Genomic DNA, 26167 nt, shown 5'->3' with positions numbered 1-26167 from the left:
AATCGGAAAGAAACACCATGAATTTGCATGAATACCAAGGTAAGCAGCTATTCAAAGAATATGGCTTACCTGTTTCTGAAGGATACGCATCAGACACACCACAAGGTGCAGTAGAAGCTGCTGACCGCATTGGTGGAAATGAGTGGGTAGTTAAGTGTCAGGTCCACGCAGGTGGACGTGGTAAAGCTGGCGGTGTAAAGCTGGTTAAAACCAAAGACGAAATTCGCGCTTTCGCTGAAAAGTGGTTAGGCAAAAACTTGGTGACCTTCCAGACTGACGAAAACGGTCAGCCTGTAAGCAAAATTTTGGTTGAATCGTGCACAGATATCGCTAACGAGCTGTACCTGGGTGCGGTAGTAGACCGTGGTACACGTCGCGTAGTATTCATGGCGTCTACTGAAGGCGGTGTTGAAATCGAGACCGTTGCAGAAGAAACACCAGAAAAAATCCTGAAAGCGGAAATTGACCCAATTGTTGGTCCACAGCCTTATCAGGCTCGTGAAATGGCGTTTAAACTAGGCCTTGAAGGTGTTCAAATCAAACAATTCACTCAGATCTTTATGGGTCTGGCGAAAATGTTTGAAGATCTTGACCTAGCGCTGATCGAAATCAACCCACTGGTAATCAAAGACGATGGCAACTTGCACTGTCTTGACGCCAAACTGGGCGTAGACAGCAATGCGCTGTACCGTCAGGCTAAAGTGAAGGAAATGAAAGATCCTTCACAGGAAGACGCGCGTGAAGCTCACGCTGCTCAGTGGGAACTGAACTACGTAGCGCTGGACGGTAACGTAGGTTGTATGGTTAACGGTGCGGGCCTGGCAATGGGTACCATGGACATCGTAAACCTGCACGGTGGTAAGCCTGCAAACTTCCTGGACGTTGGTGGCGGCGCGACGAAAGAGCGTGTTGCTGAAGCGTTCAAAATCATCCTGTCTGACGACAACGTAAAAGCCGTTTTGGTGAACATCTTCGGTGGTATCGTTCGTTGTGACATGATTGCTGAAGGTATCATTGGCGCAGTGAAAGAAGTTGGCGTTAATGTACCGGTTGTTGTACGTCTTGAAGGTACCAACGCAGAATTAGGCCGCGATGTGCTGGCTAACTCTGGTTTGGATATCATTGCAGCTGAGTCACTGACTGACGCAGCGCAAAAAGTGGTTGCAGCAGCGGAGGGCAAATAATGTCAGTTTTAATCAATAAAGATACCAAAGTTATTTGTCAGGGTTTCACTGGTGGTCAGGGTACTTTCCACTCAGAACAAGCCATTGAGTACGGTACGCAAATGGTTGGCGGTGTTACGCCAGGCAAAGGCGGCACAACTCACCTGGGTCTGCCTGTATTCAACACAGTACGCGAAGCGGTAGAAGCAACTGGCGCAACTGCGACAGTTATCTACGTACCAGCTCCATTCTGTAAAGATTCAATTGTTGAAGCAGCAGATGCCGGTATCGAGCTTATCGTTTGTATCACTGAAGGTATCCCAACACTGGATATGCTTTACGTGAAAGAATACGTGAATGCTAAAGGCGTTCGCATGATTGGTCCAAACTGCCCGGGTGTGATCACGCCTGGAGAGTGTAAGATTGGTATCATGCCTGGCCACATTCACAAGCCAGGTAAAGTAGGTATCGTGTCTCGCTCTGGTACGCTGACGTATGAAGCCGTTAAGCAGACTACTGACGAAGGCTTCGGTCAATCTACCTGTGTAGGTATTGGTGGTGACCCAATCCCAGGCTCTAACTTCATCGACATCCTGAAATTATTCCAGGACGACCCACAAACTGAAGCGATCGTTATGATCGGTGAAATCGGTGGTACTGCGGAAGAAGAAGCAGCTGCGTTTATTAAAGAAAACGTAACTAAGCCTGTTGTGTCTTACATTGCGGGTGTAACAGCACCTCCAGGTAAGCGTATGGGTCACGCTGGTGCAATCATCGCTGGCGGTAAAGGTACCGCTGACGAGAAGTTTAAAGCACTTGAAGATGCAGGTGTTAAAACGGTTCGTTCACTGGCTGACATCGGCAAAGCACTGCGCGAAGCGACTGGTTGGTAATTCAACCTTAAATACCGTGCCCGATGCACGCATGTTAAAAAGCCCGCTACTGCGGGCTTTTTTGTTTTTTATCAAGGCTTTGTAAAGTTGTTCGCTGAGTACAAACTCCCTCAATTACCACTATAAACTAATCGTAAAAAATCTGTAAAAAATGTTAACTGAATACGTATGCATAGCATTTTCAGTTAATTACCCAGGCTTTAGTATGAAATTCGGTAAATTTACCGACGAAGTGTTCCAACGCATTTCAACGCATAATTAAAAAATGGGGCAAACATGAAAACTTTCAAACCCAGTGCCATTTCACTGGCACTACTAACCAGTGGGTTGGTTTTCACTAGTAATCCGCTTGTGGCACAAGAAAGTGATAAGCAAGAGCAGGAAGAAACCATCGAACGCATCGAAGTTCGGGGTTTTAGTAGCAGTCTTATCCAGTCACTCAACCAGAAGCGCTTTAGTGATACCGTTTCCGAACAACTCTCTGCCGACGATTTAGGGGGCTTACCCGACGTCAGTATGGCTGACGCACTGACCCGATTGCCGGGTATTTCAGCGGTGCGTACTGGCGGTCAGGCAGCAGAAATCAATATACGTGGTCTTTCGGGAGATTTCGTTTTTTCAACGCTCAATGGCAGAGAACAGGTGTCGACCAGCGGCAGCCGTTCTATCGAATTTGATCAGTATCCCTCGGAATTGATTAATTCTGCAGCGGTTTACAAATCGCCTAAAGCGTCGCTAATTGAAGGCGGTGTAGCCGGTACTGTTGAACTACAAACGGCCAGCGCATTGGCGCAGGACAAGCAGCACACGTTTAATGCCAACGTGCGCGGTATGTTTAACGACCGGGCCAGTGAAGTGGCTGATGCAGAAGAGTACGGACACCGTATAAGCTTCTCGTATCAGGGCAAGTTTATGGATGACACCCTGGGTGTGTCGCTGGGCTATGCCAGACTTTTTCAGCCAAGCGTGTCCACGCAGTTTATCGGCTTCGCCTACAATGCTGAAAAAGACGTTGACGGTATTGTTGGCGATGAGGAAAATTACGACCCGAATTCAGACGTACCCAAAGAAGATCAGTGTGTTGAATGTGAGCTGATATCTGAAGGGTTTGAAATGCAGCACAAGGGCGGGGAAGAGACCCGTAACGGCTATGTTGCTGCAGTAGAATGGGTGCCGACTGATAACTTTAAACTTAAAGCAGACGCTTTTGTGTCAGAATTTGACTCCAAAGCCTTTGCCAGAGGTTTCCGGGTCAAACTCGGTGGCGTTAATACTGAAATTTACAATCCGGTTGTTGTAAACAACAACGTGGTGGGCGGTACCTTCGTTCGCTCAGAAAACAGTGAAACGCGCGTAGAGCTGGTTAACGACGATAACCAGGATTTCGACAAGGTAGAAAGTTACGGCATCAATGCTGACTGGCAGATTACCGAAAACTTGTCTGCTCAGTTTGACGTTTCCTTGTCTAAGGCCAACAGTAACTTCCGCAACGGCTTGTTATGGTCTCTGGTTGGGGACGACGCGACTGCTGACAGTCCGCGTTTTGACCAGAATATTCAAATCAGTTATCTGCTCAACGGTCTGGACTTACCTGACCTACAGTTTAATCAGGCCGATGCATTTACCGATATCGACCGGGTAATGGTAAGCAAATACGGTATTTACCCTTATGTAAACAGTGATGAACTGGATGCTTATCGGGTAGATTTTCAGTATTTTCTCGATACCGATTTTATTTCTTCTGTAGAATTTGGTGCGCGTTACTCTGACCGGGAGTACAGCAATGATCGTTCTGTATTTGAATACGGCAATGATCAGGCTTTTTCGTCCAGTGAGCCACCGCTGCGTTTAACCGACGACCTGGTGGAAGTCGTTAACTGGCAGGGCGATTTTTCCTATTTCCCCAGCTATCTATCCATTGATCTTAATGATGCGTTAAATGCGTGGTTCCCATCAGGCATACCACAGCCAGCGCAAACCTGGGGTTCAGGTGACCCTGGCGTCATTAATCCACTGGAAGGTTCAACCCGTTCAACGGCCTGGTCTGTACTGGAAAGTGGTGACGTGTTTGAAACCGTATCTGCAGCTTACCTAATGGCAAATATCGATACTGAGATTGCCGGTTTACCTATTACAGGTAACGTGGGTGTTCGCTACGTGAAGTCCAAGCAAAGTTCAACCACATTACAACGTGCGACCATGTTCGTGGAGAACGAGGACGGCCAGGAAGTTGAGGTCAGCGACCCAACCGCAGGGGCGCAGAACATTGTTGATGAACTTGGGTACATCAATAATTTCTATCGTCCGGCGGTATTGACCTACGAATATACCGATATTCTGCCGTCGATTAACCTGAACTTTAAATTAACCGAAAACTCGCAGCTTCGCGTAGCTGCAGCAAAAGTAATGGGCCGTGCGCCAATTAACCGTTTTGCGGCTAACGCGTCCACAAATATAGAAGTGATCAGCGCAACTCAGGATCGGGATTCAGGCGAGATTACCCTGTCTAATCAACAGGCCCGTATCTCTGGTTCGTCGAATAACAGTCCGTACCTGGACCCGTTTTATGCGACGCAATACGACATCTCTTACGAGCATTATTTTGATGATGCCGATGGCGCCATTGTTATTGCAGGCTTCTACAAAAATATCGAGTCATTTATTGAGAACATTGGTATTGATCCGTACGACTTTGAAGGCAATGGCTTTGTTGTCCCTGACTCTGTGACGGTACCTGTGTTTTATGAGCTGGATTACCCTGGGCAAACCCCGGAAGCGGTAGTTGATGAAAGCGGCGCTCCTGTTACTGTTGTGGTGCCTACCACAAATGGCAAGTACGAAACCGCCGTCAACAATGCGCGCGGTGGTTACATTCGTGGTATCGAACTCGCCTATACACAAATCTACAGCGATTTACCCGGCATGCTGTCTGGTTTGGGTATGAATGCCAGCTACTCCTATACCGAAAGTGAAATTCAGCGAACCGTAGGTAATGGCGTTTTCGCCAGTGCGTTACCGGGACTGTCTGAAAATGTGGCTACCGTTACCTTGTTCTGGGAATACGAAGGGTTTGAAACCCGTGTGTCAGGACGTTACCGCGATGCGTTTGTGTCGCAACAAGTCGCGGTTAACGACCAAACGGTTAACTTCGACTCAGAACTGGTCGTGGACTATCAGGCGTCATATGAAATCAACGACAACATGAGCGTGTTGTTCCAGATTAATAACGTGACTGATGAACCCACAAAAAGCTATTTCACCTCGCCTGAACAGACAGGAACCATTCAGTTCTTCGGAACACAATACTTCCTGGGGATGACATACTCGCTATGATTACCGAAACGCAATTTGCGAACCAACCCACAGCATCAGGCAGCATGCTGTATAAAATAGTCGCTGCATTACTTGTTGTCTTTACGCTTACCCTTGCCGGGTGCGGAGGAACTGGCACTGAATCAGGTACTAATGATTTGTTGGTCTGTGATGCGCCGCTGGTGCCGGACTCAACGGGCATGATGTGTGTGGAGAAGCCACCCATTGACTGTGATCCGCCTACGGTACCGAATGAAACTAACGACGCTTGTGTGATTGGCGCTGATCCTACACTTGAGGATCCGGTGTTCTTCCCTGGCGACGATCAAGCCGTGTTGTATTACAACCGCGCTGGAGTAGGAGCCACCAATAGTCCTGGTGACAGTGCTTACGAAGGGTGGAAACTGCATACCTGGAACAATGATGCATGTGATGCCTATGCAGACGGTGACACCGATTGGGCGAATGGCCGTGCTATTTCAGGTATTGACCCAAACTATGGTGCTTACTGGGTACTGGAACTCAAACCCGGTGTAGCCGGCACGCCTGGCGCTTGTCATAACTTTATTATTCATAAGGGAACCGACGACGCCGGCAAGGAAATGGGTGGCTCAGACTTCAAAGGTAAGCTTGATCAGGACGATGAGAAATTCACACGCATGAATTTCACGTTGTCTGGTGTGCCTACCGTGTTTGAATTTCCTCTGCTGTCACTTGGTCCACAGCCAGTGAAGATTGAAGGCGCGTCTGCCCATTGGTTAGATACGCAGGTTATTCTTTGGGATGCTCCTGACGGTGTAGAAGCAGTGAAGCTTCATTATTCTGCCGCGGCTGATCTGGAAACCTCAGTTGAAGATGGTCTCAATGGCACGGCGATTGAACTTACACCAACGACGTTAACCGAGGAACAGGTTCCCATTGCACCGCATTTGGCTTCAATAGCGGCTTATGAGGGGGACTGGAGTGCAGACGATGCCAAAGCGGTTCTCAAAACTCAGGTTGTCGCGGCTGGCTATGCCAGTGATGGTACGTTATTAGCCGCAACGCGTTTGCAGCATGCTAACGTACTTGATCAGCTGTATACCCAAGGCGAGGATGATGCAGACGAGGCCGTGTTAGGTGGTGTTTATACCGACGACGGTATCACCGCTGCTGTGTGGGCGCCTACAGCCACAGCAGTTAACTTACTGGTGTATAACGACAATAAAACGCTGGCCGATCGCCATGCCATGACACTGAACACAGAATCAGGTGTGTGGGTTTATAACGGCGACATGAGTCTGGATCGCAAGCTGTATCGCTACGAAGTGACTGTGTATCATCCATCGCTGGACGACATTACGACTTTGGAAGTCACCGATCCCTATTCTGTGTCGTTATCTACCAACGGACGCTTCTCTCGTTTCGTTAATCTGGCTGATGAATCCTTAAAGCCTGACGGCTGGGATACCCAGGTCATTCCGGAAATTGAAAACCCGGAAGATGCGGTAATTTACGAAGGCCATGTTCGCGACTTTAGTATCCGCGATATGTCTACCAGTGAAGCGAACCGGGGTAAATATCTTGCCTTCACCGAGCAGGGCAGTGATCCGGTTTCACATCTGCAGGAATTAGCAGATGCAGGACTGACTCACTTCCATATTCTGCCGAGCAATGACATTGCAACTATCGATGAAGATCCGGCGAATACGGTAGATATTTACGATACAGTAGCGCGTTTATGTGTGAAACGTCCGAATGCTCAGGTGTGTAGTGAAGCCGATCCAAGCAGTACTTTGCTGGACGTGTATAACAGCTACGATCCGCTGTCGGAAGCAGGCAGTGCCCAGGCGCTGACTCAGGAGCTTCGCAGTCTGGATAGCTTTAACTGGGGTTATGATCCGCATCACTTTAACGCGCCGGAAGGCAGCTATGCGTCAAGTGCTGAGGGTGTGCAACGTATTGTTGAAATGCGCGCGATGATTCAGTCTCTGCATGAGATTGGTCTGCGTGTTGCGCTCGACGTAGTGTACAACCACACCAATGCCTCTGGTATTTTCACCAAGTCGGTATTGGACAAGGTCGTACCTGGCTACTACCACCGTTATGAAGTCGACAGTGGTGCCATTGTGCGGGAAACCTGTTGTGAGGACACTGAGCCACGCAATGTCATGATGGAAAAACTGATGCTGGATTCACTGTCCATGTGGGCAGGTGAATACAAGTTTGACGCCTTCCGCTTTGACATCATGAGCCAGGCCACCAAAGATACCATGGTACGTCTGCGCGATGCGATCCAGGCAATTGACCCTGACAACTACTTCTACGGCGAAGGCTGGACCAAAATCGACCGCGGCTATGAACAGGCTAATCAGCTGAATATGGCAGGCACAGAAATTGGTACCTACAACGACCGCTTACGTGATGCCATTCGTTACGGCCATATCTTCAATCCGGACAGCGACTCTGCGTTGTACGAACAGGATCGCGTTAAAATGGGCATGGCCGGCACATTGGCTGACTTTGTGCTGAATACGTCTGGTGGCCGCGCTACTACCGCATCAGCGTTAGGGGGTTATGCGCAGGATCCTGCAGATATCATTAACTACATCTCTAAGCATGACAACGAAACGCTGTGGGACCAGCTTAACTACGTACTACCGGAAGATCTGACCCTGGAGCAACGGGTACGCGCACAGAATGCGGGTATGGGTATTACCTTGTTGTCGCAGGGTATTCCGTTCCTGCAAATGGGTGGAGACATGCTGCGTTCCAAGTCGATGGACCGTGACAGTTATGATTCAGGTGACTGGTTCAACTTCGTGGATTTCACCATGCAAACTAACAACTGGAATGTTGGCTTGCCGCTGGCTGAGAAAAACGAAGCGCGTTGGGGTGAAATGGGGCAGTTTGTCTATTCACCGGAGCGAGCGGCGACGATGACTGAGATCGAAATGGCTGCGGAAGTCTTTAAAGAATTCCTGACTATTCGTCAAACCAGTCCGTTATTCCGCTTAACAACGGCCCAGGACATCATGGACCGCGTTGGCTTCCATAACCTTGGCACACGCCAACAAGTTGGCCTGATTGCCATGAGTATCGACGACGGCATTAACGCCGAAGCTGAAACGCCACTGGTTGATTTAGATGCGAACTATGACGCTGTCATGGTGGTGGCTAATACTGGCTACGAAGAAAAATCCATTGAGGTGAACACGGCTACCGGCTTTATGCTTCACAGTGTTCAGCAAAACTCCTACGACAGCGCAGTACGTGGTGCTTACTTTACCGAAAATGAATCAGGTAATGGTACCTTTACCGTACCCGCACTAACCATTGCGGTATTTGTAAAACCACAAAGCGGCGCACAGGGTTACGGCCTGGCTACTTATGCCACTGCTGGCGCACCGGATGTCGTGCCTTACGGTGACACATCGGTTTACCTGCGTGGCAGTATGTCGGAATGGGGCACGTCGGTTGAGTTTACCTATCAGGGCAACGGTATCTACACCGCAACGTCTGCATTAACGGCTGGTACCCAGTATGAGTTCAAGTTTGCGTCGGAAGACTGGGCGACGGTGAACTTCGGTGCAGCGGATGCGGCTGATGCCATTGTTACCGATGGCGTTGGCGTTGTGTTGGGTGTGTCTAACAACAACCTGTTCTTTACACCTTCGGTTGACGCAACCTATTTGTTCACCGTGGATGCAAGTGACGCTCAGGCGCCAGTCCTCACCGTTGAAAATGAAGAACCCTATGCGGGTACTACCGTCTACTTACGTGGCGCATTTAACGGATGGGGAACTGAAACGCCGCTTGAGTATAAAGGCGCACGTCAGTATCAGGCTGCTATGTCACTAACTGCCGGCAGCTATGAGTTTAAAGTGGCCTCTGAAGACTGGGCTACAGTAAACCTTGGCGCGCTCTCTGGTTCAGATGAAGACAAGACGGTCGAACTAGGGCAGGAGACCTATCTGGCGGCGACCAACGATAACCTGGTTATTAACATTGATGCAGACGGAGACTATGTCTTTATTGTTGATGTGAGTGACAAAGCAGAACCAGTCCTGAAAGTGTTCAATGCGCAGTTCTTTGGCAGTACCCCAGTGTATTTACGTGGTGGTATGAACGGCTGGGGTACCGCAGATGAACTGGTCTACCAGGGCGCTGGTATTTACTCGGTTGATATCACCGTGAGCGGTGGTGCAACAGAGTTCAAAGTTGCCTCAGAGGATTGGGCTACGATAAACCTGGGCAATCCGGATGATGCCCTGACCAACACAGTAACGGAAGGTGTTGGAAAAGTGCTGGGCAGCAGTAATAACAATCTGATGATTGAATTGACTGCCGGCACGTACGAATTCAGGGTCACCGGACCGGATGCAACCCAACCCATCCTGACGGTTATTGCTAAATAACCCTGACTTGTTGTACCGTAAAAGCGCGCCCAGGTTTCCGGCGCGCTTTTTTTATGTGAGGAATAAGATGCAAGTGTTAGCAAGACTGCTAATGATAGGCTGTTGTTTGTTTGCGGTTATGCCATCACCGGTCGTTGGCCAGGCGCAGACGCAACAACAAATGGATATTCAACCGGCGTATGCGTGGTTGGAACTTATCGATCGTGGCCGCTATTTTCAATCCTGGCAATATGCCAGCAAGCAGTTCAAACAAAATATCGAAGCATCGCAATGGAATGATGTGCTGGTTGGTGCCAAGGATTCACTGGGAACGCTGGTCTCTCGTGAATTAAGCGGTTATGGCGAGCGCGACACCGTCGCAGGCTTACCAAATGGTAAGTACATGGTGTTTAAGTTCAAAAGTACCTTTGAAAATAAAACGCTGTATGAATTGCTTATCATGACGCGTGAAAACAACGAACTCAAAACGGTTGCCTACCTGATCCAGTGAGCTTTCAGATTATTTAGCGCCTGTCATGAATAACAAAGTCCGCAAAGACCGGCAGATGATCTGAAAAATGGCTGGAAGCAGGATCTTTAATCAAGCCACAATTTAGTATCTGGCAGTGTTGTGTTACCCACACGCGGTCGAGTTTAAAAACAGGGAACTGGCTTGGAAAACTCAACCCGGTATCTAGTTGATGCATGATGGGTTTCAGACGCGCAAACAAATTCGACAAATACCACCACTCATTCAGGTCGCCCGCCAACATCGCGGGTAAGTCTGCGTTGGCTGTACCATCTTCTAACGCACTTTGGATAAGCTTTACCTGTTGTCTACGCTCTTTGCGCGACAACCCCAAATGGGTGTTATGCAATAGAAGTGAGTGGTGAGGTGTCTCTACCCATACGCGCTGTAAGTTACGAGGTTCGCGATCTGCGACGTTCAATGTCACCACATCATCCCGGATAACGGTGTGGCGGCTAAGCATGGCGTTACCGAACCAGCCATGCGATGTTACCTGCGTAGCGGCTGGAACAAAGGTATATCCTCCGGGATGGCACAAGGCGTCGATATCGCTCTGGGTATTGCGCTCTGACGCACGCGTATCCATTTCCTGAAGCAGTACAAAGTCCGCATTCTTTTCGGCCAGCATGTGGCCGATACGGTGATAGTCCTGCACACCGTCCCGGCCAACACCACTGTGTAGATTATAGGAGACTAGGCGATACATTGTTCAGACTCTTCCTTTTCCGAATCTTCTGCGTTGTCCGACTGTTTTTTCGCCTGATACATCTTTGCCAGCTTTTGTGAGCCAACAATCATCGCTATCCACACTACTAGACCAATCACCAGATAGGTAACTGTCTCTGCCGAGGGTTGCTTAAAGATTTGCATAATGGAGTCGCCCACCAGGCCTTTAGCAATCATTTGTGGAAACATACCTAAAAACGTACCCATCAAAAATTGCATTAGGCTTATAGATGAAATACCAGCAACCAGATTCACCAAACTAAATGGCGCTATGGGTAGCATTCGTATGGTTGCTACACCAACGATGCCGGTGTTTGCCAATTTTTTATCTACGGCTTCAACTTTTGGCCCTGCTAGTTTACGCAGACCCGCATTGCCCAAACCTTTGCCGATAAGAAACGTGGTACCCGCACTGAGCAAAGCGCCAAAAATACCGTAAATCGGGCCCCAAATAGGACCGAATATCGCCGCGACTGCCAGTGATAATACCGTAACCGGGAAAAACAGTAAGCCACCAATCAGGTACACGAGCAATACGGTCGGTAACGCGAAGTACGTCCCGCGACTTTCTTCAAGAAACGCGCTTATTCTGTCGCCATCTAACCAGGATACGGTGTTACTGATAAACAGTAACAAACCAACGATACATGCCAGCACAGCCAGACCTACAGTAATCATAATGGTTCGTCTACGCGGGTTGGTTATGGCAGTAAGTTTTCCGCCCAGTCCTTTCACAGGCGGTATAAGCGGCTCTTCCGGATCTGAAATGGTGCGGAAAATATTGGCTTTAGACGCTTCGGTGAACTCTTCATCGTTGATTTCGGTTAACACGTAACCGTGGGCGATTTGATTGTTCATAAGCTCGTTAACAATGTGCTTGCCACCCATGATTGACTCGGTTGTCTCAATATCACGGCCCGTGTGCTCGGCGATCAGGTCGTCACGGGTAAAAGCAATGCACTTACGGTTGCTGTCGGTATCGCCGAACATCACCACATCAACCTCAGTGTCCAGCGTCATCGAGCGATTACTCAGGTTTGATGAACCGATGACCAGGTAACGGTCGTCAATGGTCATGACTTTAGAGTGAATGCGCTTGTAGGCTAAACGGCCTTGCTGATCGCGAATTGACGAATACGTCATTTTGATGCGATCGGTATCAACACCGTCTTCGATAATGTCTTTAAATGCCAGTCGACTAGCCCAGAACGCTTCAGTTTCAAACAAGCCTTTGGGGTCATAAGAACTCACAATGAGAACCTCAAGATCTGGCTTAGCTTTTAACTGTTTATTCAAGGCACGGGCGATTTCTTCCCGTGTCGTAAACTGATTTTCGATATAGATGAATCGTTCCGCCTGACCAATCAGGTCCAGCAACATATGACGAACTTCCTGCACACTTTCCACATCATCCATTTCAGGTAACGTGCGAGCGATTGCCAATGGCACATTTTCAAAGCATGAAGACACACCTTGAGGCCAGGTTTCAGGGCGTTCATTCCCATGGTCCGGCATAGCTTCCGGTGTATCAATGGCGGTGTCTGACAACCGATTCCAGCGCCAGCGTGCCAATTCGGCGAGGTGTTCAACCACCGGGCCGCAAGATACCATTTGGACGTCGTGAAATGGACCGTATTCACCGTCCGGACCGATACGGCCGGGTTCATCAATCAAATGTTCTCGGGTATCCCAGCGGTGAAGCGCAACGTCCATGCCGCCTGAGTACGCCACTTCATTGTCGATGATGGCCAGCTTTTGGTGTTGCGACCCGCCCATGGGAATAGAGTCATCGAGCATAACGTGAACATTATCGGGGGTTTTGTCTTCCCAGACTTCCAGTGCCCACATTTCTCGCTGGTCAAAAAAGGCGAAAGATGAATCCCAACGCAGGATATAAACCTGTAGATCCGGGTTTTGTTCTGCTTTCCATTTAATGAGCTCACCAATACGAGAGGGCGCCTCTGATTGTTCTTCCGCTTCGCCATGCAGTAATCTGATTCGACTGTCTATGTCCCAACCTACAATGATGATCTGGTGCTTGGCGTTACATATACTGGAATGCAAGGCGCTGTAGTAATTAGCACAATCGATTAAGGGGGTGGCATGGGTCGCCTGGCTGGTTTTCCAGCAATTTTTGTTTGAATCAAATACCTTGTGTGTTGACATGGTTTACTCTCCCTGTGGGAATACGCTCTAGCTATACACGGGTGTGTTGCAGAAATTATTCCGCTTTTCAGAGAAAGCTGGATGGTGTTATCTAATTGATATTAAATGGTTTATTGGTTTTTTTGTTAGCGAGTAGTTGGTGTTAAACGCTTTATAACGAAAATATTTCTTAATCGTGTGTAGGAATTTCCGAATACGGATTAAGCGTTATTTACATCAATGGTGCCGGGCTTACCAGGTCGTAGGGCGCAGCAATGAGTGGCACGTTTTTATCACTGCTTCGCAATTTTGCGCTGCGATTGGCAACGTGTTCTACTTCCAGGATAAAATCAGGTTGTTTATACCATTGCGGATAATGAAGCTGTGCTTCTATGGAGGGCTGTGGCGATTGATACAGTTCGAATAAATCGCCTTGCTTAACACCGTGTCTTGTGCCCAGCGCAATAGATAGATAACCAGGCGTGACGGAAACAACCGGCAGCATCGAAGGCAGACAGGTCATGGTATTAGACACATCCAGTACGGCACTGTTAATCGTATTTAATACCACGCGACCAAAATCACTGCGCCAGAACAGACTGTTGTTAAGATCAATCGTTTCGTTATAGTCAAACTCCCAGTCACCTTCACCGTGATAGCTGTTTTGCATTACGATGTCCTGATGCAGAGCATCCAGCAAGTAGACCTCCAGTGTGAAATTTCGTCGCAGGCTAACATCGTCTTCAAGCAGGCCTTCTTTCACCTGTTCAAACAAACTAATGTCACGTATAAAACCAAATAGCACGTATTGGCGGTGATAGGTCTTCACTAGCAGGCTCGCTTTCGCGGCTATCTGACTGTGATCAATACTATTAAAATCAGAAGTGGGCATAAACGCTTGATTTATCAGCAAGGTATCAACCACTGGTTGATTATCAGTCAGTTGTTGAGCCATCCGTTGGGTTACCTGACGACCAAAGTCGAAAATATTGCCGTGTCGGGCCTGAGATGGCTTCAATAATTGAAACTGGCTGAGCACCAGACTACGGGTATAAGGATCGCTGTCGCATTCAAACAGGGGCAGAATATCGACGTTAACGGTAACCGTAAGTACGTTATCGATGAGTGTTTCATCGACAATTTCCACGCGCTGTATGCGGCCCTGAGTGCGTATTTGAGCCTTGCTACTCACCAACAGGCCATCTAACACAATATCCTGGGCCGTGATGAAACTACCATTTTTGTAAGCGGCATCGGCAATGGCGTTTTTGATTGCCATGACGCGGATTTCATCGAGTTCAGCGTCCTCGACGGCTACCGACGCCTGGCCTTCAATCCACTGAGCATAAACGTTAGTACTCAGGATATAGAGTAAAAAGAGTAGGAAGCGAAACATGGTTAGTTAAAAATCGAAAAGAGGGTACCAATTAACGTGGACTGCTGGTTGTCCTGCAATTCGCCTTTGCCCGAGTATTCTATGCGCGCATTACCGACTTTACTGGAATCTACCGTATTGTCTGCGCTGATATCGGCAATCCGAATTTCCCCAGAAAACCGCACGTATTCCTGACCTTTATTGAGTGTGATCCACTTTTCCCCAGAGACGGCCAGGTTGCGGTTTGGCAAAATATCGGTGACATAGACGGTAATATCACCTTCTAACTCGTTAGATTGGGCCGTATTGGCGGAGCTATCGAATTCACTCTCTTGCTCGTGATTTGCCGCGACTTTTCCTTCGGTCAGTACAATTGGACCTGCGTTGACCGCAACGGGACCAAGCTCCATGCTGGTGGATTTGTCCATACGATAGTCGAGGGATTTCCTGGACTGTGTTCGCTCGTTCAATTCAATCAGGATCATATCGCCGATGCGAAAGTTATGGTGCAGCTTGTAAAGCTCTACGGCATTGTCGGGATTAAACAGAGAGCCGGTTGGAGCGGTGACAGCCTGTACAGGGGTCATATGAATCGGGCGATAACGAGGGTCGTCGGGAACCGGCTCTGTGTCATCCACTTTTGCTGACCGTTGTTCAACCAGCGGGTTGGTTGCTGATGAGGCGACGATTTGTTCTTCGACATTGGGGGTTTGCGTGCACGCGAAAAGCATAACGCTGATTAGTGTAATACCCGTACTGCGAGTAGAGAACATGATGTTATTCCTGCCAACTGGATAATCATTGCATCAGCCCCCACTTACTGCAGAATTATCATTAATGATTGTAAACACCGTTATTAAGCACGATTTAATTGTGACTGAGTTGTACTTTGCTAAACCTTTACATTCAGTAAGTTATCTTTACTTAAAAGACCTGTTAGCGTAATAAATATATCAACAGAACGCGGACATCATCATGTTTTCAGAGTGGCTGGATGGCTTTAATGCCAGCTCGACTTCACTTGACGCCTTAACCACAAGTAACAACGCTGCAGCGACGCAGGTCACTGATGCGGTATTGTCAAATGTAGACGATTTTAAGTCTGCGTTTACACAAGCAATAAACGTTGGCTTGCTCAGTGAACTAACAGGTAGTCTGACTGAACAAGCAAGCGGGGCGTTGTCGCTGGAAAATCTCGGTAGTGAGCAGGGGCTGTCTCAGTTACAGGCGTCATTTCTAACCATCTTACAAAACGACCTGTTTGCTTCATCACAAACCAATGAAGATATTGCATCTTCCGGCACAACTGCGGATCAGGAAAGCACTGAGAATACCGTTGCGTCGACAAGTGGCTTTATCAGTAGTGCCTATCAGTTTGTTATGGGGGAGGATGGTGCCACGCTGGACGATATTTTTGATACCGTGAACGTGCTCAATCATATTCCGGTTGTAAGCGATATCTATGAGTCGGTGACAGATAATGACGTCGATTTAGCGGCGAGTCTGGTGGGCGGATTTTTATATGCCGGACCAATTGGTGTTGCCTATGAAGGTATTGACTATTTTGTATCCAGTTCGACAGGCGCATCTATTACCGAACACGCTAAAAATTTCGTCATGGACGGTTTACTCACTGATAAGGAATTCGACAGTGGGGAATTGGCTGAATCCCTTGTCAGTACTGCAGGTGAAGCGACACACTCATTCGTTACGCGTAACCTTAATTGATAGGCAGTTGGTCTGGCGTAACACGTTGTTATTCTGTCTGATTGCAGTACAATCGCCTCGTCTAAGGTTATTTGGAAAAGTGACATGCTTTCGGCAATCTCTATTGGTCTACAGAACCCAAAATCTGCAGTGAACGTGGCAACGATTCTGCGTGCTGCAGGGTGTTTTGGTGTCAGCAGTGTTTTTTACACCGGAGAGCGCTTTTCCTATGCGAAACAATTCAGCGCAGACACCAAAGCATTCCATAAAACAATTCCTACTGTCGCCATTGAGTCTTTACAGGCAGCCAAGCCACAAGGCGCGACAGTAGTAGGAATAGAACTCGTGGAAGGCGCAACGCCACTACCGGCGTTTGAGCACCCCGACAACGCGTTTTATCTGTTCGGGCCAGAAGATGGCAGTTTGTCAGAATCACATCTGGCCATGTGTGACGAGGTAGTTTATATACCTACCCTGAGCAGCCTGAACCTCGCAGTAACGGCCAATATCGTGCTTTACGACCGTCTTGCAAAGAGCCAGTACGATACTTCTTTAGAAGGCATAAGAAACAGCCGTGATACTAACAATCGGCTGCGCCTCTAGTCTGCACTGGCTTCAATCAACTAGGACCGGTGGTATTGGCGAATCCATCACGAAACTGAAAGCTCGTTCAGTTGACCCAAATGCTGCGTTACCTTGTCTGCAGACAAGGGGCGAAAGAAATGATAGCCCTGAAATTCGCTGCAACCATTACTGAGTAAAAATTCAAATTGTTCAGCAGTCTCAACACCTTCTGCAACCGTAGATAGTCCGAGTGATTCAGCCAGCGTTATAATGGTCGAGCAGATTTTTGCATCTTCTTCTTTCACTGCACATTCGTTCACAAATGAACGGTCAATCTTCAGGATATCTACAGGCAGGGTTTTGAGATAGTTGAGAGACGAATAACCGGTACCGAAATCATCAATTGATATTGCTATATTCAGGCTGTGAAGTTTCTGCATGACATCGATACAGGTTTCAATGTCTGCTAAAAATACACCTTCCGTGACTTCAATCTCAAACCATTCGCCCCGAATACCGTAACGCTGCATGGCGGTCTTCAGAAACGGGAGAAGGCCATCTGACAGCAAATGTTTACCGGAAAGGTTAATTGAAACCCTGGGCAGTACGGCGAAGGTTTTTTTCCATTGGGCAATCTGCGCAAAGACCAATTCAAAGATCAACTCCTCCAAAGGCACGATCAGATTAGATTCTTCCGCCAGTGGAATAAACTGACTGGGCGGAACAAAGAGACCCGATGGGTTAGTAAACCTTACAAGAGCCTCGAAACCAACAATCTCCTTATTTGCGTCCACTCTGGGCTGGTAAAGCATAGAAAACGCGCTCTTCTCTGCAATGGCCTGACTCAATGTTTGCTCGGAATCAAATTGCTCCGACTCTTGTTCCGCCATGTAAGGTTCAAATAATTTATAGTTATCGCGACCTGCCTTTTTGGCGTAATACATCGCAATATCGGCTTGCTGAATAAGGGTAGTGGGGTTGACTAAGTCAGTGTGCGTCAGTGTTACACCAATGCTGGTGGGAATAGTCAGCTCTCTGCCACTTAACACAACAGGTTGACGCATTACCTGTAAAATTTTGGTCGCGCTGGTCAACACCGAGCTTTCATCATGGCGACTGTTCATCATAATGACAAACTCGTCGCCGCCCCAGCGGCAGATAGTGTCTTCTGAGCGGGTGACATTCATCAATCGATTGGCGACTTCCATCAACAACTCATCACCAGCCTGGTGTCCAAGCGTGTCATTGATCTTCTTAAAGCGATCCAAGTCAAGGAAGAACAGCGCGATGCAATTTTTAGTGTTATTTATAGACTTCAGTGCTTGCGTCAGTGTTTCCATAAAATACGTCCGGTTGTACAAACCGGTTAACGGATCGCTGTAGGCAAGTTGTTTGAGTTTTTCCTGCAGGCGGCGCTGACGCGTAACGTCGCGTATGTGCAGAGTAAATTCATTCGCAATGCTGCTACCAAACGTTGTACCGGTAATGGTTATTTCAGAGGGAAATTCATCACCGGTAGAGCGCTTCAACAGAATGGTGTTTCGGCGATTAATCAGTAAACCATCTGAAGTAACAAATTTACCTTCCAGGCTTTTCTGCACAGCCAGTTTGTCTTTTGACAATACGAACAAGTCGACAAAGTTTTTACCTACTACTTTGCCTCTGAGGCAGCCAAACGTGCGCTCTGATGCTGGATTAAATTCAATAATTTCGCCCTGGAGGTTGATGGTAACAATGCTATCCATCGAAGAATTCAGAATGGCGCTTTTGCGTTTTTCACTGCTTTTAAAGTCGCTAAGTGCCCGGTCTCTCTGACTCATTTCGTCATGGACTTTATCTAAAACACGGTTGTACTTGCGGGCAATCTGACCGACTTCGGTAAAAGGTTCTTCCGGCACTCTGGAGTGAAAGTTACCGGATTTTTCCTGTGCATCCATAGAGTTAAGTAAATCAACGAGCTCGGTAGTGGCATGGTGTTCGGTAATGTTCATACCAATATATTCTTGCTCACTTGTCACTCTGAGTCTGACTACCCGGTTAATTAACACCAGTAAAACCCAGCTCAGGCAAAAGACGTATAAGCCAACGACAACTATGCCAAGGGCTTGCACACTAAGCTGCTGCCAGAAGGCATCGCTCAGAAAGACGACGTCTTTGTGAAAAAGGGCAACCGCTAATGTTCCCCAGATGCCCGCGAACAAATGAGCAGGTACGACGCACAGCGCATCATCCAGTTTTAAGCGTTTCAGCAATCTGTCACCAGCAAACATAACAATACCGCCACCAATGCCGATAATGGCAGCGTGCGCCGGAGAGACAATATTGGCGCAGGCCGTGATTGCAACTAAACCGGCTATCACACCGTTCAGCATGGCACTCACATCCATATAGCGGTTTTCTACCGCGAATATAAAGCTCGACGCGAGGCCACCGAATGCCGCTGCAATACAGGTATTGACCAGAATGAGAGGGACATCATCGTTTAATGCAAGGGTACTACCGCCATTGAAACCAAACCAGCCTACCCAAATCAGCAGTGTACCAAGTACGGATAAAGGCAGGTTGCTGCCCGCTGGGAAAGGCGTGTTGCTGTCGAATCTGCCCTGGCGCGCACCGATGACCATAATGGCCGCCAAAGCCATCCAACCCCCGGTACTGTGAACCACAGTCGAACCTGCGAAATCGATAAAGCCAAGGTTTTCCAGCCAGCCGCTATTACCCGCATCATAGAGTGATGCCCAGGCCCAGTGACCAACAAAGGGGTAAATGATCGCGCATAGGAGAACGGTAACAATTAAGTAACCAAAATATGACATTCGCTCAGCCACAGCACCGGACACCAATGTGGCTGTTGTGCCGCAAAACATCATCTGAAATAAAAAGAAACTGAACTGCCAGGGTGAGTGTTCTGCACCAAAAAAGAACTCAGTTGCGCCAAAATAGCCCGAATTGGAATAGCCAAACATGATGCCAAATCCGACACACCAAAACAAAATAGAGGAGAGAATGAAGTCAGATAAATTTTTAGCCGCAACGTTTATGCTGTTCTTGGTGCGGATTTTTCCTGACTCCAGGCAGAGAAACCCTGCCTGCATGATGAAGACAAGTATCGCTGAGATGAGGATCCAACCCGTTTCCAAAATGTGTCCTTAGTGATTAATAACCGAGTAATCAATAAGATAATCAAGCAAATAGCGCACCGTATTTAGGTTTTAGCGTGGCATTTACACTGACTAAGGGTAAGTACATTGGTTGTTCGTCAAAATTTCTAAAATATTCTGTTAACAATTGATAAGACAACCGCTATGAATACGTATGCACGTACTTGGTAATCAGGGGATCAAAAGCTAGTATGGTCGGCTACAATTAACGATATTTTAACAGCCCGGGCAGGATTCCCGCGCCGACCATGATGGCATCTTCGCTGTGTCGGACGCCCGAAAATAATAAGAGTGTGCTATATGAGCAGTTCTACATCGACACATCAGCAACCTAATTTGTCGTTCTGGCAAATTTGGAATGTGAGTTTTGGGTTCTTAGGTGTGCAATTCGGATTTGCACTACAAAATGCCAATGTCAGTCGTATTTTGTCTGATCTCGGTGCGGATTTACATTCACTTTCGCTGTATTGGCTGGTTGCACCGATCATGGGTCTCATTGTTCAACCTTGGGTCGGCGCTGCTTCTGACCGTACCTGGGGTCGTCTGGGTCGGCGCCGTCCGTTTATTCTTGCCGGTGCCATTGCGGCAGCTATCGGCATGCTACTCATGCCAAATGCCCCCTTATTTGTGGCAATAATGGCGCCCATGCTGTTTGGCGCTATGATGCTGGCACTCATGGATGCCAGTTTTAATGTGTGCTTTCAGCCATTCCGTTCACTGGTGTCGGATATGGTACCCAATGGTCAGCGAAATGTTGGCTATTCGGTGCAATCGCTGCTCATTAACATCGGCGCTGTCATAGGGTCAATTTTACCGTTTGTTCTCACCAATGTGATTGGCCTGGAAAATACCGCTAAAGCTGGTGAAGTTGCGCCATCCGTTGTGTGGGCGTTTTACCTGGGCGCCACCGTTTTGCTTGGTTCTGTATTGTGGACTGTGTTTCGTACAAAGGAATACGCACCAGAAGACTACGCCCGTTATAAAGGCCTGGAGGACGAAGATACCCAGCCAAATAAAGCTCCATTAGGCGAGCGTCTGTCGAATTTCTTCAAACTGGTAGCGAATATGCCCAGTACTATGAAGCAGCTGGCAGTAGTGCAATTCTTTTCCTGGTTTTCCCTATACATCATGTGGGTGTATACCACGCCGGCCATTACCCAGCATATCTGGGCAGTAGATAAAGTGTGGTTTGATCCTGCTTATCTGTCGACGGTGCAAATGGTCCCTCAGCACATTGCAGACGCGAAGGGGGCCGCGGGTGACTGGGTAGGGATCCTATTTGCTGGCTACTCTGTGTTCGCCGCGTTATTTTCAATTGTGCTAGCCCGACTGGCCGACCGTTTTGGACGCAAATTAGTCTACAGCCTGTCTTTAGCAGCAGGTGGCCTGGGTTATCTTAGTTTTTCTTTATTCCAGGATTTTAATCAGGTTTCAGTGAATCTCTTAATCACGGAAGTAACGGTTCCTGTGGGGGCTGTCAATCTTCTGATCCCGATGATTGGTGTGGGTATCGCCTGGGCTGCGATATTAGCGATGCCCTATGCCATGCTGGCAGGTAGCCTCCCTGCGAGACAAACCGGGGTATACATGGGCATATTTAACTATACAGTGGCAATGCCGCAAATTATTGCAGGTGTCAGCGCGGGCTGGATCCTGAGTAATGTATTCGCTAATGAAGCCATTTACATCATTATGGTCGCGGGTGGTTCAATGCTGGCTGGCGCCATAGCTGTTTATTTTGTAAATGAAAACAATCCCCTAGAACAGGAAGGAACTGCACATGCGTAAGTTGTTTATTCTGGGCGCTGTTGCCAGTGCTGTTATTGTTGGCGGTTGCCAAACAACAGATTCAACCGTGAATGCGCCGGTTGCTCATATATACGGCACGCAAGAACCGTTTGCCAAAGAAGCGGTGTACTTTGTGATGACGGACCGTTTTGTTGACGGTGACCCCCGCAACAACTTTGAACAACAAGGTGGCGATCATCCGAGTTGGTCCTTGCGCCTCGAAGGGCCTGACGGCAAATTTGCTAACGCTGGTTACATGGGCGGAGATTTCAAGGGTATCCTGCAAAATATCGATTACATAAAGGACATGGGTTTTAGTGCCATCTGGATTACGCCGGTGCTGGATAATCCCGATCAAGGCTTTACTGGCGATGAACCTATCAGTTATGGCGGTATGTTTAAAGATGGCGGCAAATCCGGATATCACGGCTACTGGGCTACCAATTTCTATAAGGCCGATGAGCATCTTGTGAGTGACGATCTGACCGTCTCAGATTTTACGTCAGCCATGCATGATGCCGGTTTTAAGGTTGTGTTTGATATTGTGGCCAATCACGGTACGCCGAGTTGGACAATGCCGGAAGACCAACCGGGCTATGGCGAACTGTACGACAAAGACGGTAATCTGGTAGCTGACCATATGAATTTGCCGCCAGAATCGTTGGACCCGGAGAACGAGCCTCTCCATCGCTTTTTTCATCCTTATCCCGATTTAGTTAAGTTGTCCAATTTGAACGAGCACCACCCGGACGTACAGGAATATTTGATCAACAGTTACTTGTACTGGATAGAGCAGGGGGCTGATGCGTTCAGAATAGATACTATTCGCCATGTATCTCATGATTTCTGGCGAACTATGTCGGATCGCATTCGCGCTGAACACCCGGGCTTTTACATGTTTGGCGAAAGCTTCCAGTACGACGCCAATTTCATTGCGCAGCATACACAGCCTAAAAACGGCGGGATTTCGGTATTGGATTTCCCAATGCAAAAAGCCATGGTATCGGTTTTTGAAAATGCAGACAGTGATTTTGCGACGCTGGCAGATACGCTTTACTTAACACACGGTCCTTATCACAACCCGTATGAACTGACGACATTTTACGACAACCATGATATGGCCAGAATGAATGCCAGCGACGAGGGGTTTATCGACGCCCACAACTGGTTGTTTACCGTAAGAGGTATCCCTGTGGTGTATCAGGGATCTGAGTTTGGCTATATGCGTGGTACGTCTGAACACCAGGGGAACCGGAATTATATCGGTCAGGCGCGATTAGACGCTGCTGTGTCACATCCTATCCGCAGCAGGCTGTCACAGATCGCGGGCATCCGCCAGGCTTTGCCAGCGCTACAGCGAGGATTGCAATACAATGTGCGTCTGGCTGGTCACGAGGCTGTGTTTTTCCGGGTTGTGCAGGATGACGATGCACAACAAACGGCTCTGGTTATGCTTAACAAAAGCGATAGCCCGTTAGTCATGGTCGCTGACACCTTTGTCGAGTCGGGTAAGTGGAAAGAATGGGTAACGGGTGAGGACGTAACCGTGTCAGAGCAGGGCATTACGGCAACAGTGCCTGCACACGGTGTACGTGTATTTGTAAAGAATGGCACGCTTCAGTCAGCTGATTTTGAGCAAGCCTTACTGACGCAAATGGCTCGTCAATAAACATGCGCTTTTGAGTGCTGAGCAGTGTTATAAAAACGGCCAGTGTAGACTGGCCGGTTTTGATTACTCATTAGATTCACAACCACAGGATTGCCGGACAATGAGCGTTGCTGGCATGAGAAAGTCGGTTGTTTGTTCACCCTCTATGGCCCGCAACAGGTTTTCAACCAGGGCCTCGCCTGCCTGAATGGTATTTTGTTGAACCGTAGTCAGACTCGGTGTGGTAAACGCCGATAATTGAATATTGTCAAAGCCCACAACGGCAACATCGGCCGGTACTTGAATGCCGGCAGCTTTGAGTGTCTTTAATACCCCTACCGCGATGATATCTGCCGCACATACTATGGCGTCTGGCAGGGGGGCTTGTCGCTCGAGTAGTTGTTGAGCCGCATCAATACCGGCAGACTCCGCCGATATGGCATCAATCTGCACACTGGCGACGGCAGTCTCTGAATGCTGCTCAAGTGCCTGCAAATACCCTTCATAACGGGCCTGAAATTCCGGTGCTTTGTCACCCACGTCGCCAATGAAGGCGAAGTTGCCCTGGCGCAAGGATAACACGTGCTCGGTAACGTCTTTACCACCCTGAAAGTTGTCACAACCAATAGAAATACCCGGATATTCCGCTACCGGGGCACCCCAACGCATGATGTGCGTGCCTTGTTCCTGCAACTGAGTCAACTTCCCTTCATAAGAACGGTAGTCGCCATAGCCCAGTAAGATAATACCGTCAGCTTTGTGAGAGTCTTCAAACTCAGCATGCCAGTCGCTGTCCAGATTCTGAAAGGACACCAACAAATCGTAACCACGACTGGCGCTGGCTTTGGTAATGCTGCCTAGCATCGACAAAAAGAACGGATTAATCATGGAGTCATCAGACGTTGGGTCCTCAAACAACAGCAGTGCAATGGTACTGCTACGCTGGCGGCGAAGATTGCTGGCGTTTTTGTCGACCTTGTAATTCAACTGGCGTGCAATTTCCTGCACCTTACGTCGCGTTTCGATGTTCACCAACGGGCTGTCGTTTAACGCTCGGGAAACGGTGGATTGCGAGACGCCGGCCATGTGGGCAATATCGAAAGAAGTGGCTTTGTTTTTCATGCTTTAGAGTAATTTATTGTTGACGAAAACAGGGTTCTACCGGGCAGTATAGATGAATTCATCCGGATGGGAAATTGGTGTGTTCCCGCAAAAATAATAAACGTGGTTTGCAACCCTAAGACAATGATATACTCGCCTGATATGGCGTGAATAACACATCATCACGTATCCGACAGTCAATTAAAAATAAAATAAGGGGCATAGCGAATGGCCGAGACTGAACACCGTCCGACCAATTTTATCCGCCAAATCATCGATAAAGACCTAGCGAGTGGACTACACTCAACCGTTAAAACGCGCTTTCCGCCCGAGCCTAACGGTTTTCTTCACATTGGTCACGCAAAGTCTATCTGCCTGAATTTTGGTATCGCACAGGATTATCAGGGAACGTGTAATCTGCGTTTTGACGACACGAACCCGGCAAAAGAAGACATTGAATACGTTAACTCCATTCAGGAAGACGTGCGCTGGTTAGGTTTCCAGTGGGATGGCGACGCCCGTTACTCATCAAATTATTTTGACCAGTTACATGCTTATGCGGTTGAACTGATTGAAAAAGGCCTGGCGTATGTTGATTTCAGTACTCAGGAAGCCATGCGCGAGATGCGCGGTACCCTGACTGAGCCGGGTAAAAACAGCCCGTATCGTGATACCAGTGTAGACACTAACATTGCTGAATTTGCGAAAATGACAGCGGGTGAATACGCCGAAGGTCATTGTTGTTTACGGGCAAAAATCGATATGGCATCGCCGTTCATGTGTATGCGTGACCCGGTGATTTACCGCATTAAGTTCGCTCACCACCACCAAACAGGTGAGAAGTGGTGCGTGTATCCAATGTACGATTTTACCCACTGTATTTCGGATGCAATTGAGGGCATCACACACTCACTGTGTACACTGGAATTCCAGGACAATCGTCGGCTGTATGACTGGGTTATCGAGAATATCTCCATCGACTGTACCCCGCGTCAGTATGAATTTTCGCGACTGAACCTGGAATACACGGTACTGAGTAAACGCCGTCTGATCCAATTGGTGGAAGAAAAGCACGTATCTGGGTGGGATGATCCTCGTATGCCTACTGTTGCTGGCTTGCGCCGCAGAGGCTATACACCAGCATCTGTTCGTGAGTTTTGTAAGCGCATTGGCGTAACCAAAATGGATAACATGGTCGAAATGGGCATGTTAGAGGCGTGTATTCGCGACGACCTGAACGTCAACGCACCGCGTGCCATGGCGGTATTGAATCCTATCAAACTGGTCATAGAAAATTACCCGGAAGGCGAGCAGGAAACACTGATTGCGCCAAATCACCCGAGTGACGAGTCTATGGGTACCCGCGAGCTGAGTTTTGGTCGTGAAGTGTGGATCGAAGCAGACGATTTCCGTGAATCGGCAAACAAGAAGTTCAAACGTCTTGTGCTCGATAAAGAAGTCCGCTTACGTAATGCGTATGTAGTGAAAGCCAACCGTGTTGAGAAAGACGAGCAGGGTAATGTCACAACGGTATATTGTACCTATGATGCCGATACGCTGGGCAAGGACCCGGCCGATGGACGCAAAGTAAAAGGCGTAATTCACTGGGTAGACGTTGCCACCGGCGAATCGGCACAGTTCCGTTTGTACGACCGCTTGTTTAACGTGCCGAATCCAGC

General features: G+C 48.3%; 16 protein-coding genes. 10 read left to right on the top strand and 6 right to left on the bottom strand.

Annotated elements, in window-relative coordinates; translation table 11 throughout:
* Positions 1–17 precede the first annotated feature (17 nt).
* The 5 genes from sucC to AC4MRN_RS08185 all read left to right on the top strand — a co-directional run bounded on the left by sucC (position 18) and on the right by AC4MRN_RS08185 (position 10255).
* Positions 18–1184, top strand: coding sequence for an ADP-forming succinate--CoA ligase subunit beta (gene sucC / locus AC4MRN_RS08205; protein ID WP_073321315.1), 1167 nt, complete (start codon positions 18–20; stop codon positions 1182–1184).
* On the top strand, positions 1184–2056 hold the full coding sequence (sucD, locus tag AC4MRN_RS08200) for a succinate--CoA ligase subunit alpha (RefSeq protein ID WP_073321310.1): 873 nt from the start codon (positions 1184–1186) through the stop codon (positions 2054–2056). The genes sucC and sucD overlap by 1 nt, the downstream gene beginning before the upstream one ends.
* Before the next feature lie 276 nt (positions 2057–2332).
* Positions 2333–5389, top strand: coding sequence for a TonB-dependent receptor (locus AC4MRN_RS08195; RefSeq protein ID WP_491202988.1), 3057 nt, complete (start codon positions 2333–2335; stop codon positions 5387–5389).
* A 44-nt stretch (positions 5390–5433) separates the two neighbouring features.
* On the top strand, positions 5434–9765 hold the full coding sequence (locus AC4MRN_RS08190; RefSeq protein ID WP_491202989.1) for an alpha-1,6-glucosidase domain-containing protein: 4332 nt from the start codon (positions 5434–5436) through the stop codon (positions 9763–9765).
* Between the two features lie 67 nt (positions 9766–9832).
* Complete coding sequence (locus AC4MRN_RS08185; RefSeq protein WP_491202987.1) at positions 9833–10255, top strand: DUF4019 domain-containing protein; 423 nt, start codon at positions 9833–9835, stop codon at positions 10253–10255.
* A 13-nt stretch (positions 10256–10268) separates the two neighbouring features.
* Here the strand turns inward: AC4MRN_RS08185 and AC4MRN_RS08180 are convergent, their stop codons facing one another.
* From AC4MRN_RS08180 to AC4MRN_RS08165, 4 genes are all read right to left on the bottom strand, one after another.
* On the bottom strand, positions 10269–10979 hold the full coding sequence (locus tag AC4MRN_RS08180) for an endonuclease/exonuclease/phosphatase family protein (RefSeq protein ID WP_491202986.1): 711 nt from the start codon (positions 10977–10979) through the stop codon (positions 10269–10271).
* Positions 10967–13165, bottom strand: coding sequence for a VTT domain-containing protein (locus AC4MRN_RS08175; protein WP_073321298.1), 2199 nt, complete (start codon positions 13163–13165; stop codon positions 10967–10969). The genes AC4MRN_RS08180 and AC4MRN_RS08175 overlap by 13 nt, the downstream gene beginning before the upstream one ends.
* Positions 13166–13376: 211 nt before the next feature.
* The gene (locus tag AC4MRN_RS08170; RefSeq protein WP_491202985.1) at positions 13377–14540 is read right to left on the bottom strand and encodes a flagellar assembly protein T N-terminal domain-containing protein; all 1164 of its coding nucleotides are present in this window, start codon (positions 14538–14540) and stop codon (positions 13377–13379) included.
* A gap of 2 nt (positions 14541–14542) precedes the next feature.
* On the bottom strand, positions 14543–15292 hold the full coding sequence (locus AC4MRN_RS08165) for a flagellar basal body L-ring protein FlgH (protein ID WP_073321290.1): 750 nt from the start codon (positions 15290–15292) through the stop codon (positions 14543–14545).
* A 202-nt stretch (positions 15293–15494) separates the two neighbouring features.
* Here AC4MRN_RS08165 and AC4MRN_RS08160 point away from each other — a divergent pair, with 202 nt between their 5' ends.
* Positions 15495–16247 carry a hypothetical protein gene (locus tag AC4MRN_RS08160; RefSeq protein WP_491202984.1) on the top strand — a complete coding sequence of 251 codons (753 nt, stop codon included), beginning with the start codon at positions 15495–15497 and terminating at the stop codon, positions 16245–16247.
* An 84-nt stretch (positions 16248–16331) separates the two neighbouring features.
* Positions 16332–16829, top strand: coding sequence for an RNA methyltransferase (locus tag AC4MRN_RS08155; RefSeq protein WP_073321284.1), 498 nt, complete (start codon positions 16332–16334; stop codon positions 16827–16829).
* 47 nt (positions 16830–16876) lie between these two features.
* Here AC4MRN_RS08155 and amt read toward each other — a convergent pair whose 3' ends face one another.
* Positions 16877–19930 (bottom strand): ammonium transporter, encoded by a 3054-nt coding sequence (amt, locus tag AC4MRN_RS08150; protein ID WP_073321281.1) that lies wholly within the window; start codon positions 19928–19930, stop codon positions 16877–16879.
* Positions 19931–20251: 321 nt separating this feature from the next.
* Between amt and AC4MRN_RS08145 the strand changes: the two genes are divergently transcribed.
* Together AC4MRN_RS08145 and AC4MRN_RS08140 are read left to right on the top strand one after the other, a co-directional pair.
* The gene (locus tag AC4MRN_RS08145; protein WP_491202983.1) at positions 20252–21739 is read left to right on the top strand and encodes an MFS transporter; all 1488 of its coding nucleotides are present in this window, start codon (positions 20252–20254) and stop codon (positions 21737–21739) included.
* On the top strand, positions 21732–23408 hold the full coding sequence (locus tag AC4MRN_RS08140) for an alpha-amylase family glycosyl hydrolase (protein WP_491202982.1): 1677 nt from the start codon (positions 21732–21734) through the stop codon (positions 23406–23408). The genes AC4MRN_RS08145 and AC4MRN_RS08140 overlap by 8 nt, the downstream gene beginning before the upstream one ends.
* 63 nt (positions 23409–23471) lie before the next feature.
* On the opposite strand, the gene AC4MRN_RS08135 is transcribed toward AC4MRN_RS08140, so the two are convergent.
* The gene (locus AC4MRN_RS08135) at positions 23472–24509 is read right to left on the bottom strand and encodes a LacI family DNA-binding transcriptional regulator (RefSeq protein WP_370165239.1); all 1038 of its coding nucleotides are present in this window, start codon (positions 24507–24509) and stop codon (positions 23472–23474) included.
* Positions 24510–24716: 207 nt separating this feature from the next.
* On the opposite strand from AC4MRN_RS08135, the gene glnS reads away from it, so the two are divergent.
* A partial coding sequence (gene glnS / locus AC4MRN_RS08130; protein WP_491202981.1) for a glutamine--tRNA ligase occupies positions 24717–26167 on the top strand: 1451 nt, incomplete at its 3' end.

The organism is Marisediminitalea sp. (assembly GCF_984433645.1).
This window is presented reverse-complemented; position numbering and strand designations above follow the sequence as displayed.

Excerpts from the sequence above, each read along its gene's own strand:
- AC4MRN_RS08145 (WP_491202983.1), top strand. The coding sequence starts at position 20,252 with ATGAGCAGTTCTACATCGACACATCAGCAACCTAATTTGTCGTTCTGG.
- AC4MRN_RS08180 (WP_491202986.1), bottom strand. The coding sequence starts at position 10,979 with ATGTATCGCCTAGTCTCCTATAATCTACACAGTGGTGTTGGCCGGGAC.
- AC4MRN_RS08195 (WP_491202988.1), top strand. The coding sequence starts at position 2,333 with ATGAAAACTTTCAAACCCAGTGCCATTTCACTGGCACTACTAACCAGT.
- sucC (WP_073321315.1), top strand. The coding sequence starts at position 18 with ATGAATTTGCATGAATACCAAGGTAAGCAGCTATTCAAAGAATATGGC.
- AC4MRN_RS08155 (WP_073321284.1), top strand. The coding sequence starts at position 16,332 with ATGCTTTCGGCAATCTCTATTGGTCTACAGAACCCAAAATCTGCAGTG.
- AC4MRN_RS08135 (WP_370165239.1), bottom strand. The coding sequence starts at position 24,509 with ATGAAAAACAAAGCCACTTCTTTCGATATTGCCCACATGGCCGGCGTC.
- AC4MRN_RS08140 (WP_491202982.1), top strand. The coding sequence starts at position 21,732 with ATGCGTAAGTTGTTTATTCTGGGCGCTGTTGCCAGTGCTGTTATTGTT.
- AC4MRN_RS08175 (WP_073321298.1), bottom strand. The coding sequence starts at position 13,165 with ATGTCAACACACAAGGTATTTGATTCAAACAAAAATTGCTGGAAAACC.
- AC4MRN_RS08185 (WP_491202987.1), top strand. The coding sequence starts at position 9,833 with ATGCAAGTGTTAGCAAGACTGCTAATGATAGGCTGTTGTTTGTTTGCG.
- AC4MRN_RS08170 (WP_491202985.1), bottom strand. The coding sequence starts at position 14,540 with ATGTTTCGCTTCCTACTCTTTTTACTCTATATCCTGAGTACTAACGTT.
- AC4MRN_RS08165 (WP_073321290.1), bottom strand. The coding sequence starts at position 15,292 with ATGTTCTCTACTCGCAGTACGGGTATTACACTAATCAGCGTTATGCTT.
- AC4MRN_RS08160 (WP_491202984.1), top strand. The coding sequence starts at position 15,495 with ATGTTTTCAGAGTGGCTGGATGGCTTTAATGCCAGCTCGACTTCACTT.
- sucD (WP_073321310.1), top strand. The coding sequence starts at position 1,184 with ATGTCAGTTTTAATCAATAAAGATACCAAAGTTATTTGTCAGGGTTTC.
- AC4MRN_RS08190 (WP_491202989.1), top strand. The coding sequence starts at position 5,434 with ATGCTGTATAAAATAGTCGCTGCATTACTTGTTGTCTTTACGCTTACC.